The 7,761-nt window shown below is 53.8% G+C and carries 6 protein-coding genes; 2 read left to right on the top strand and 4 right to left on the bottom strand.

Translation table 11 applies throughout. The features are described from left to right. From ACMLHZ_RS09665 to ACMLHZ_RS09655, 3 genes are all read right to left on the bottom strand, one after another. Window positions 1–543, bottom strand: a 543-nt coding sequence (locus ACMLHZ_RS09665; protein ID WP_418667522.1) for an extracellular solute-binding protein, incomplete at its 3' end; no start/stop codon positions are given. Window positions 544–595: 52 nt separating this feature from the next. Next, entirely contained in the window at window positions 596–1,531 is a 936-nt protein-coding gene (locus ACMLHZ_RS09660; protein WP_418667521.1) for a carbohydrate ABC transporter permease, read from the bottom strand. 31 nt (window positions 1,532–1,562) lie between these two features. Continuing rightward, window positions 1,563–2,375: an ABC transporter permease gene (locus tag ACMLHZ_RS09655; protein ID WP_418667520.1), complete on the bottom strand. Its 813-nt coding sequence runs from the start codon at window positions 2,373–2,375 to the stop codon at window positions 1,563–1,565. Between the two features lie 348 nt (window positions 2,376–2,723). On the opposite strand from ACMLHZ_RS09655, the gene ACMLHZ_RS09650 reads away from it, so the two are divergent. Beyond that, window positions 2,724–4,307 (top strand): response regulator transcription factor, encoded by a 1,584-nt coding sequence (locus tag ACMLHZ_RS09650; protein ID WP_418667519.1) that lies wholly within the window; start codon window positions 2,724–2,726, stop codon window positions 4,305–4,307. Further along, window positions 4,304–6,034 carry a cache domain-containing sensor histidine kinase gene (locus ACMLHZ_RS09645; protein WP_418667518.1) on the top strand — a complete coding sequence of 577 codons (1,731 nt, stop codon included), beginning with the start codon at window positions 4,304–4,306 and terminating at the stop codon, window positions 6,032–6,034. Before ACMLHZ_RS09650 ends, ACMLHZ_RS09645 begins: the two co-directional genes overlap by 4 nt. 63 nt (window positions 6,035–6,097) lie before the next feature. Here the strand turns inward: ACMLHZ_RS09645 and ACMLHZ_RS09640 are convergent, their stop codons facing one another. Continuing rightward, window positions 6,098–7,705: an MBL fold metallo-hydrolase RNA specificity domain-containing protein gene (locus ACMLHZ_RS09640; protein WP_418667517.1), complete on the bottom strand. Its 1,608-nt coding sequence runs from the start codon at window positions 7,703–7,705 to the stop codon at window positions 6,098–6,100. Window positions 7,706–7,761 lie beyond the last annotated feature (56 nt).

Genomic DNA, 7,761 nt, shown 5'->3' with positions numbered 1-7,761 from the left:
CTCCCCATAGCCAAACTCCTCCAGCACGTCCATTCTCATATTGATGGCCCAATTGGGGTCCGGGTCAAGGCCGTACCAGTTGTTCAAATAATAGTTTTTGCCGTCCTTATATACACTTTTGGATAGAACGTCACCATATCGCTCCTTGATGTTCGGGGCGTATTGGTCGATCAGATCGTTTAGGGGGATCAACGCGCCCCCGGTGATATACTTGTTCAGGGTCGCCTCGCGCCGGTCGATCAGAACGACATCCGGCAAATCACCGCTCACAAGCATCAGGTTCAGCTTTTCATCCGGGTTGCCTGTGGGCTGCTGCACCTCCACGAACACGCCCGTCCGCTTGGTGATCTCCTGGGCCACGGGGTTTGTAAAAGCATCCCCCACATTTTTATCGAACAGCGTCAGGGTAATGGGCTTTGCAGGGGCCGAACCCGATCCGCCCTCCCCCTGGGGCTGTGTGGCGGAAGCCGAGTTTCCCGCGCCGCAGGCCCCCAAAAGCATGCTGCATGCCAGCACTCCTGCCAAAACAGATCTTTTTTTCATGATGAATTTCTCCTTTAAATTTTTATCTTTTTTATTCCTTTCTTCAATATTTTCAACTCTTTACCGCGCCGATCAACATTCCCTTCAAAAAATATTTCTGAAGCAGAGGATACACGATAATGATCGGCAGCGTCGCCACCATCGTCACTGCCATTCGGATGCTCTCGCTGGACACCGGCATCTTGCGCTGTTCGTTCGCCAGCTGCTGGGCGGCGCTCAGCATATCATTCGTCTGGAACTGGTTCAATATCTTCACCAGCACCGCCGGCAGCGTTTTAAGCGCGGGCTCATAAGTGTAAATATACGAATCGTACCAGGCATTCCAGTGGCTGATGGCAGAAAACAGCGTCACGGTCGCCAAAACGGGCACGCAAACGGGCAGGATAATGCGCAAAAATATCTGTATATCGTTTGCGCCCTCCATCTGCGCCGCTTCCTCCATCTCTTTGGGAAGCCCCTCCATATAGGTGCGCACCAAAACCACCCAAAAGATGTTTATCATGCCCGGGAAGATGAACACCCAAAAATTATCGATCAAGTTCAAGCTGCGGATCACCATGTAGGTAGGGATCAGCCCCCCGCTGAAATACATCGTGAACACAAAAAACAAATTGATTCCGCGCCAGCCCACAAGTTCCCGTTTGCTCAGCGCATATGCCACCATTGAGACGCAGGCCAGCGTGATCGGCACACCGATCAGGGTGCGGCTCAACGTTACACCCAGCGAATTCAAAATTTCCGCGTCCTGCAAAACAGTCTTGTAGCTCTCCAAGCTGAACGAAGTCGGCCACAGCATGAATTGCCCATAGGTCGGGTCCGCTGCATCGTTCAGCGAAAGCACAAAAATGTGCCAAAATGGAAAAAACGTAATCACGAATAAGAACAGTAAAAAGCCATATACAACGATATTCCCAAAAAATTCCGACGGCGTGTGGCGCCGCCGCTTCCGCACCAAGACCGCGCCCCTGCGCCCCTGTGCAATGTCCATTTCAAAAGCCCTCCCTTTTCGGGTCGATTTTTCAGAACAGATGTGTTTCTCCCATTTTTTTAGCAATCTTGTTGACCGTGACCACGAGAATAAACGCCACCACCGATTTGAACATGCTCACTGCGGCCGCATAGGAGAACATCCCGTTTTGAATGCCATATCGGAAAGCGTAGGTATCGATCACGTCGGAATAAGCGCGGTTCAGCGAATTTCCAAGTAAAAAATACTGGTCAAAGCCGGTGTTCAGCAGGCTGCCTATGTTCAGGATCAAAAGGATGATAATGGTCGGGCGCAGCATGGGCAGCAGAATGTGCCATATCTGCTTTAGGCGCCCCGCGCCGTCGACCTCTGCCGCCTCAAACAGCTCCGGTGGGATGGATGAAATGGCCGCCATATACATGATAGAGTTATATCCCATGTCCTTCCATGTGTTGGCAAGCGCTATGATGATCCAAAAATATTTTCCGTCCTGCAAAAACAATATGCCCTCGTCCACAACGCCCCAGTTCATCAAAAGCTGGTTGATGGGCCCTTCCGCCGACAGCAGCGTGATGATGATGTTTGCCGCGACCACCCAGGAGATAAAGTATGGCAGATACGAGGTCGTCTGCACCACACGCTTGAACCATCTCAACCGTGCCTCATTGAGCGCCACCGCGATCAGGATCGGTACCACAAAGCCGATCGACAGCGTGAGCACGCTGGATACCAGCGTGTTGCGCATTACCTGGACAAAATCCTGCCCCGAGAAGAAGTATTCAAACCATTGGAAGCCCACAAAGTCCGATTTGAAAAGAGAAGACCAAAAATTCCCCAAAGTCGGCTGATAATCCACAAAAGCCATATACAGGCCGGCCATGGGGGCATATGAAAACAAAACAGCCCAGATCACGCCTGGCACCAACAGCAAGTAGATGTATCGCTGCCGAAACATTTTTTTCAGCGTCGGATTTTTAATTTTCAGCACTTGTCTGTGCTGTACCGTTCTCCCAAACCCCATTTGTTTCTCCCGCCCATCACAAGTGTTCTCGTCAAAATTATTATAAAAAATTTATCGTGATATGGCCATATCGCTTTATTACGATTCATATCGCAAACGCACGGACTTTTATGCGGCCCGATTGACAGCATAGGATTTCAATTTTATACTTTTTCCTGGAAACTAATAATGTAAATCAGGCGGGGAGGAAGCATGTATAAAATCATTTTAGTCGACGACGAGCGTCCCACACTTGAAATGCTGGAAAACTACATCGACTGGAAAAAAATGCAGGGATGCGTCGTCGCCACTGCCCACAATGGCCGGAACGCACTCGAAAAAATAGAGGCCCTTCAGCCTGATATTGTATTTACCGATGTTAAAATGCCCGTTATGGACGGTATTGAGCTCTGCAAACAGGTGCACGCGCGCTTTCCCGGGATACAGATCGTTTTTCTCAGCGGTTATAACGAATTTGAATATGCATGCGCCGCGCTGCAGCACGGCGCATGTGGCTATCTGTTGAAACCGGTTGACCCGGAAGAACTTGCCGAAATAATGAAAAAAGTGTGCTGGTGCTGCGAGGAACACAAAGACCGCCAAAATTCTCTTTTATCTACAGCCAACGAATATATGCGTGAGCTTTTGCAGCTCGGGGGCAATCTTCTGCCGGGCCTGGCAAGCGAGGTGGCTTCCGCCTACAACCGGCACCTGCACCTTTCCTCCGCCAATGAAAATTTCGATTTTGTGTTCATTACCATAGACGAATATGCCCTTCTCACGGATTATGCGCCGGGCATCGACACTGAATTGAACCAGTTTTCCATTGTGGAGCGCCTGGAATTGTTTATTTCCGGGCTGCCCAACTACTTACCGGGCGTGCTCATCAAGCTGCGCGATGGGCAGTGGCTTTTCTCCACCCAGACCGCAAGCTGTGCTGAGTTTAAAAACTGGCGCGGCCAAAATGCGGAAGCACAGCGTTGGATCTCCCTGTTTTTTACTGCCTGCCCCCTGGCGCTGCCTGCCTTTACAGAGCAATTCCCCCAACTGGTAGCGGCCCGCAAGCAGATGCTTTTCGTTTGGGGCACGGGCCTTACTGTGGAGGATTGGCGCAATGTTCAGCTCCCGCAGGGCGGGCGGAATCTTCCTCCTATAGAAAGGCTGATCGGCGCCATTCAGCAGAATCTTCGCAGCACCGTGGAACAGTGGCTGGAAGAATTTTATGACATCGGTCTCGCCGGGGGCACCCTCGGCCGGGCCCTGGCCGAAACGATCTCCGTGTTTAAAGCGGTCTCCTCCGCGCTGGTCTCCAACAACCATTATCTGCAAAACGCCATTGAACAGGACTCGCAATTTTTGGGGCGCCTCTCCCGCATGGAAAGCCTGCAATCCATGAAAATGCTGATGCGCCAGATTTTGAGCATGATCCTGGACGCCCTGGAATCCTCTGCCGCAGACCGCCATCTTGAGATCGCGAACCAGGTCCGTCACATCGTTGAGCGCGACTACGGCCAGGCCCTTTCGCTCGACAGCTTGGCGGAGCTCGTTTTCCTCTCGCCCAACTATCTCAGCTCTGTTTTCAAAGAAACCACGGGCAAGACCCTCCTGGAATACGTCACCGAGGTACGCATGAGAAATGCATGCCGTATGCTGGCACAGAGCAACATCAAGATCCATGAGGTGGCTAAACGGGTCGGGTACGAAAGCCCCTCGTATTTCGGCTCCGTTTTTCTCAAACGCACCGGCCTTACGCCCAACCAATACAGGGTGCGCGCGCAGGGGGAACTGAAGTTATGAAAATATGGAAGAATTTTTTTCAAAGGCTCTCTCTCATGCAAAAGCTGCTTCTCATGTTTCTCACCGCAATGATCGCACCGCTGTGCCTGATCACAATTTTTTTCTACCAGCGCACCGAACAGCGCCTGCTTGAGATCACATACAAAAATATGTACAGCAGCAATCAACAGATCAGCAGCAATGTGAAAGCTCAGTTGGACCGGTTTCAGCAGATCTCTTCCTTGATCTATACAGATGAAACCATGCAGGGCTATCTCACGCAGGTCTATACGAAAGACTATCCCATCGTTGAGGCGTACAATTATATTGATGGGGTTTTATACAGTCTGCTCACGGCAAACGCCAACATCGCCAGCATCCGGCTTTATGTCAACAACGAAACGATCCCGGAGGATGGGTTGTTCCTGCAGCATATCACGTTGACTCCTTTTGCGGAGCAATACCTCGATGAATTGTCCCGTACCTCTGGCGGCGATTTTTTCAGCAATGTAATACAGGATGAAAGTGGTGGAAACATCATCTATCTGGGCCGTATCCTGAATTTCAACACGGAAATGCAGCCCTACGGAATGGTAACGATTGGTTTTAACGAGGATCTCCTGTACAGCCTGATCGAAAAAGAGGAACAAACAAAAAGTGTTTATCTTTTAAATGAGAACGATATCATTATCTCCGCATCGGACAAGTCGCTTTTAAACGAACGTTTCAGCGATGTGTTCGGCCAGCAGTTGCAGCAGAATCAGGAGATCATCACGATCGCCGGCGAACCGTATCTGCTTGTTTACAACACGATGTATCTCGGCTGGAAGACCGTGTCGCTCACGCCCCTCGACGAGGTAATGCAGCCATCCCGCAAAACGGCCGTTCAAATCGTAATCATCGCCGTTGTCAGCCTTGTTATCTCCACGTGTATGGTCGTGGTAATCGCCCGTTATTTATCCCGCCGCCTAAACAAGCTGAACCGGCAGGCTGCCCAAATAGAACAGGGAAACTTTACCGTGTGGCCCAGCGATTACGACGGCGATGAGATCGGGCAGCTGGGGGCCGCTTTCAATCAGATGAGCGTCCGCCTTAAAACACTTATTGATGAACTCTATGTAAAAGAGCTCGCTAAGCGCGATGCCGAGCTCTATGCGCTGCAAAGCCAAATCAATCCCCATTTTTTATACAATACCCTTTCCGGTATCTCCTCTCTTGCAGTACAAAACGGCGATCAAGAGGTAAGCCGCATCGTAAATCACCTGGCCCGCTTTTATCAAATTTCACTTAATATGGGCTATCAATATATCGCTTTGGAAAAGGAACTCGCGCTCACCCGGCACTATATCGCAATCCAACATATGCGGTTTGGAACCGATTTTACCGAGAGCTGGGAAATAGACGACAGCCTGCTGAACCACAAAGTACTAAAGTTGATCTTACAACCGTTTGTCGAAAACGCAATCAATCATGCGCGCGCCGAAAACGATGTGCCTTTGCATATCACGATCCGGGCATACCGGGCGGTGCGTACCGAAAAGTGCATCCTGTTTCTTGAGGTAGAGGACGATGGCTGCGGAATGCCGGACGAACAGATGAAAAATGTGCTGTCCGTTCAATCATCCAAAGGATATGGAATTTTAAATGTCCACAAGCGGATCCAGCTTGCTTACGGCGGTGATTATGGCGTCTCTATTTTAAGCGGGGCCGGGCGCGGAACAAAAATCGTGCTTGCCCTGCCGCTGTGACTCTAGCATACCAAAACGGAAGGGCGGCCCCCGCGGGGGCCGCCCTTCCTCTGTGTATACGCATCAGTCCTGCCACTTATCGCACAGTGCTTCCAGCTGGCTGGCAAAGCGTGCCAGCTCCTTGTTTGCGTGGCCCTCCTTGGCCTTGATGATGTTCATCAGCCGGTTGCCCGCGTCCGCCAGGCGGCGGTACACCGGGTTCTGGCGGCGGGCCGCGCCGCCCTTTTCCGCCTCCTTGATGCGCTGGCGGTTGCCCAGCGCCAGGCACTCGCCGCTCACCAGGTCGTAGCAACCGCCGTTGTAGGGCGCCGTGGCCGCAAGCCCCAGCTCGGCCTGCAAACGGTTTGCAAAGATATCACACACCTCGTCCTCGCCGTGGGTCACGAACACCCGGGCGGGCTTCGGCTCAAAGCTCCCGGCCCAGCGCATCAGGCCCTCGTTGTCGGCATGGCCCGAAACGCCGGCCAGCACCTCCACCCGGCAGCGCACCTCAATGGTCTCGCCGAACAGGCGCACCTCTTTTGCGCCCTCCACCAGCGCCCGGCCCAGCGTGCCGGGGGTCTGGTAGCCCACGAACAGCACCGTGCTCTCGGGCTGCCACAAATTGTGCTTCAAATGGTGGCGGATGCGCCCGGCCTCGCACATGCCGCTGGCCGAAATAATGACCTTCGGCCCCTTGTCAAAGTTGATCGCCTTGGAATCCTCGGTGGTCACGGCCAGCTTCAGCCCGGCGAAGCTGATGGGGTTCACCCCCTGCTCCACCAGGGCGCGGGCCTCCGCGTCGTAGCACTCGGCCCACTGGTCCTTAAAAATGTGGGTAGCCTCCACGGCCAGCGGGCTGTCCACGTACACGGTAAAATCGCCGTGCCCGCGCACCAGCCCCTGCTCCTTGATCTGGCGCAGGAAATACAGCATTTCCTGGGTGCGGCCCACCGCAAAGCTGGGGATCACCAGGCTGCCGCCCTTGTCGAAGGTGCTCTGCAAAAGGCCGGCCAGGGCGGGCACATAGTCCGGCCGGGGGCCGTGGCTGCGGTCGCCGTAGGTGGATTCCATCACCACATAGTCGGCCTCTTTCAAATAGTGCGGGTCCCGCAGAAGGGGCTGGTTCGAGTTGCCGATGTCGCCGGAAAAGACCAGTTTTTTCGTCACGCCGCCCTCGGTGACCCAAAGCTCGATGCTGGCCGAGCCCAAAAGGTGGCCCACGTCCACAAAGCGGGCCCGCACGCCCTCCAGCACCCCGAACTCCTCGTTGTAGTCCATCCCCTCAAACTGGGCCAGCGCCGCGTCCGCGTCCGCCACCGTGTACAGGGGCTCGTACTCCTCGCCGCCCGAACGCTTTGCCTTGCGGTTGCGCCACTCGGCCTCGAACTCCTGGATATGCCCCGAGTCCCGCAGCATAATGCCGCACAGCTCGGTGGTGGCGTTGGTGGCGTACACCGGCCCCTTGTAGCCGTTTTTCACCAGCAGGGGGATGCGGCCCGAGTGGTCGATGTGCGCGTGGGTCAGCAGCAGCGCGTCGATCTGCCCCGGCGCCACCGGCAGGGGCTGGTTCTCGTAAATGTCCCTGCCCTGCTCCATGCCGCAGTCGATCAGGATATTCTTTTCGCCGGCCTGCAAAAGGTAACAGCTGCCGGTCACCTCGTGCGCCGCGCCCATGAACGAAAGTCTCATTGTTTTCCTCCTGTAGCGGGCTGCTGTGTGCGCGCCCTTGTTGTCTCTTATTATAT

The sequence above is a fragment of the Allofournierella sp. genome (genome assembly GCF_048388525.1).
In the GTDB taxonomy this organism is placed as follows: Bacteria; Bacillota; Clostridia; order Oscillospirales; family Ruminococcaceae; genus BQOK01.
The sequence above is the reverse complement of the archived record's forward strand: the minus strand, read 5'-3'. Positions and strand labels throughout refer to the sequence as shown.